The 3,058-nt window shown below is 70.8% G+C and carries 4 protein-coding genes; 2 read left to right on the top strand and 2 right to left on the bottom strand.

Annotation, left to right across the window (positions count from 1 at the left end):
• Nucleotides 1–785: glycerate kinase (locus tag GA0115259_RS29705; protein WP_256098200.1), on the bottom strand; the 785-nt coding region annotated here is incomplete at its 3' end.
• 166 nt (nt 786–951) lie between these two features.
• Here GA0115259_RS29705 and GA0115259_RS29700 point away from each other — a divergent pair.
• Entirely contained in the window at nt 952–1,446 is a 495-nt protein-coding gene (locus tag GA0115259_RS29700) for an NUDIX domain-containing protein (protein ID WP_256098199.1), read from the top strand.
• Nucleotides 1,447–1,555: 109 nt separating this feature from the next.
• Nucleotides 1,556–2,278 (top strand): SIR2 family NAD-dependent protein deacylase, encoded by a 723-nt coding sequence (locus GA0115259_RS29695; RefSeq protein WP_093602743.1) that lies wholly within the window; start codon nt 1,556–1,558, stop codon nt 2,276–2,278.
• Nucleotides 2,279–2,312: 34 nt separating this feature from the next.
• Here the strand turns inward: GA0115259_RS29695 and GA0115259_RS29690 are convergent, their stop codons facing one another.
• Complete coding sequence (locus tag GA0115259_RS29690; RefSeq protein ID WP_093602741.1) at nt 2,313–2,831, bottom strand: methylated-DNA--[protein]-cysteine S-methyltransferase; 519 nt, start codon at nt 2,829–2,831, stop codon at nt 2,313–2,315.
• Between the last annotated feature and the right edge of the window lie 227 nt (nt 2,832–3,058).

Below are 3,058 nucleotides of genomic sequence, written 5' to 3'. Positions count from 1 at the left end.
ATACCGCCCGCCGCGCCCGCACCCGGCGAGAGCGCGAGCTCGGCGGCGCGGGAGCCGATAGCCGTCTCCAGGACGGCGGAGTAGTGGGCGAGTGCCGCGTCGAGTGTGGCCACATCCTCCGGGCTCGCGCCCTTCTGCGGACCGTAGACGGCCGGCGCGCCCTTGGGTCCGGTCAGAGGATTGTCGACATCGCTGGCGAGGACGATCTCCGTCGTACCGAGACGGCCGTCCAGACCGGACAGATCGGCGGTGACGAGATCCCGCAGACCGCCGCCGCCCGGCCCGACCGGCTGTCCGTCCGCGTCCAGGAAACGCGCGCCGAGCGCGGCGAGCATTCCCGCGCCGCCGTCGGTGGTGGCGCTGCCGCCGACTCCGAAGACGATGCTCCGGGCGCCCGCGTCGAGCGCGGCGCGCAGCAGTTCACCGGATCCGTAGGTCGTCGCCGTCAGCGGTGCGAAGACTCCCGCCGGGAGATGCTGGAGGCCGGACGCCTCCGCCATCTCGATCACGGCCATGCCGTCCCGCAGGGCATAGGCGGCGGTCAGCTCCTCGCCGAGCGGTCCGGTGACGCGTACCTCGCACCGTTCGAAACCGGCCGCCACGGCCGCCGCGACCGTACCGTCGCCGCCGTCCGCGACGGGCAGGGTCTCGACCGCCACCTCGGGAGCGACCTGGTGCAGCCCGGCCGTCACCCGCTCCGCGACCTGCACCGCTGTGAGCGAGCCCTTGAACTTGTCCGCCGCGATCAGTACGCGGGCGACCTCGGTTACTGCTCCGTCCGTCACTTCGAATCCTCTGCTCTCGAACAGGCAGTCGCGCCGCCCCGACCTTATCCGCCCGCCGTCGGTCTGCCCATGCCTGCCGTCGCAGGCCTTGCTCCGCACTCCGCAGGCGGACGGCGCCATTTGGCGGACGGCACCATTTGTCAGACAGGGCCCTTAGGCTTCCCGTGTGACGGATACCGATACCGAATACGCCGCGTACATCGCAGGCCTCCCCCGAGTCCTCGCCGGCGCCGCCATGTTGTTCAGGGACGGCGAGGGCCGTGTACTGATCGTCGAGCCCAACTATCGGGAGGGCTGGGCGCTCCCCGGCGGAACGGTCGAGTCCGACGACGGCGAGACGCCGCGCTCGGGCGCCCGGCGCGAGACGCTCGAAGAGATCGGGCTGGACATCGAGCCCGGACGGCTGCTGGCCGTGGACTGGGTGCCGGGCAAGGCCCGCCCGCCGATCGCGGTCTATCTCTACGACGGCGGAGTGCTGGACGAGGAGCAGCTCGCGGCCATCCGCGTCCAGGAGGAGGAGCTGCTGTCGTGGCGGCTGCTCGACCGCGAGGAGATCCCGGCGTATCTGCTGGGCTCGCTCGGGCTGCGGGTACAGGCGGCACTCGACGTGGTGGAGTCGGGCGCGGGCACGGTGGAACTGGAGAACGGCCGTCGGCCGTAGAACGCCTCCACCGGTCGCGGAGTTGACCGACGGTCCCGCCGACGAGGTGCACAAGGCGAGGTGCGCAAACAGTTCGCCGCCCGCCGTCTCCGCTGCGTACGCTCGCACCATGACTCTCGTCGCGCTCCTCAGCGGCGCCGGTATCTCCACGGACTCCGGCATACCCGACTACCGCGGTCCGAACGGACTGTGGCGACGCGATCCCGGGGCCGAGAAGCTGGTCACGTACGACGTGTATATGACGGATCCGGAGATCCGGCGCCGGTCCTGGCGGATGCGGAGCGACAGTCCCACGCTGCGTGCCGAACCCAATGCCGCCCATCGCGCGGTGGCGGAGCTGAGCCGGTCGGGGACGGCGGTCCGGGTGATCACGCAGAATGTCGACGGACTGCATCAGCTTGCCGGGATGCCGGCCCGCAAGGTGCTCGAACTGCACGGCACCGCACGGGAGATCGTCTGCACCGGGTGCCGGGTCCGGTCCTCGATGAAGGAGGCGCTGGGCCGGGTCGCGGCGGGCGAGGAGGATCCGCGCTGCCTGGCGTGCGGCGGGATCCTCAAGTCGGCGACGGTGATGTTCGGCGAGCGGCTCGACCCGGAGGTGCTGGCGCAGGCAATGGCGATCGCCAAGGCATGCGAGGTGTTCATCGTGGTCGGTACGACTCTCCAGGTACAGCCGGCCGCCTCGCTGGCGGGAATCGCCGCCGACCACGGCGCGCGGCTCATCGTGGTGAACGCGGAGCCGACGCCGTACGACGACCGCGCGGACGAGATCATCCGCGAGCCGATCGGCACGGCGCTGCCCGCGCTGCTGACGCGCTACCGCACAGACTGATACGCGAGCCAGGGCATCCGGCGCATCCGGCGCGTCAGAAGAGCGTGGCGGGGGCCGGCACGTCGGCCGACGCGCCTTCGAAGGCCAGCAGTCGCTGCTTGCGGTCGAGCCCGCCGCCGTAGCCGGTGAGACTGCCGGTGGAACCGATCACCCGGTGGCAGGGCACGATGATGCCGATCGGGTTCTTGCCGTTGGCCAGTCCCACCGCGCGCGAGGCGCCCGGCCTGCCGAGGCTCCCGGCCAGTTCGCCGTACGAACGCGTCTCGCCGTACGGGATCTTCCGGAGCTGCTCCCAGACGCCGCGCTGGAACGGAGTGCCGTCGAGCCGCAGCGGCAGATCGAACTCCGTCAGCTCTCCCTCGAAGTACGCGTCGAGCTGGCGCACCACCTCGGTGAAGGGCCGGGTATCCGGCTCACCGAAGTTCTCCTCCGGCGGGCGATGGCGCTGCCCGACCATATAGAGGCCCTTCAGGACGTCGTCGGCCGCGACGAGTGTGAGTGGTCCGTAGGGACTGTCGATCACGGTGTGCACGGTGTGCTGCTGTCCGGTCATGAGGGAACTTCCTGGTGTGCTGGGTCGAACGTACTGAGGCGAACGTACTCAGAGGCGAACGTACTCAGAGGCGAACGTACTTATACGGGAAGGCGGTTGATGGCATGGTCGTCCGTCGCCCACAGATACTGCACGGCGTACGCGCGCCACGGTCGCCAGGCCGCGGCGCGCCGCGTGAGCGCGGCGGGAGTGGACGGCAGGCCGAGCCTCCCGGCGGCCCGGCGGAC

The sequence above is a fragment of the Streptomyces sp. MnatMP-M17 genome (assembly GCF_900091995.1).
In the GTDB taxonomy this organism is placed as follows: domain Bacteria; phylum Actinomycetota; class Actinomycetes; order Streptomycetales; family Streptomycetaceae; genus Streptomyces.
This window is presented reverse-complemented; position numbering and strand designations above follow the sequence as displayed.

Excerpts from the sequence above, each read along its gene's own strand:
- GA0115259_RS29695 (WP_093602743.1), top strand. The coding sequence starts at position 1,556 with ATGACTCTCGTCGCGCTCCTCAGCGGCGCCGGTATCTCCACGGACTCC.
- GA0115259_RS29690 (WP_093602741.1), bottom strand. The coding sequence starts at position 2,831 with ATGACCGGACAGCAGCACACCGTGCACACCGTGATCGACAGTCCCTAC.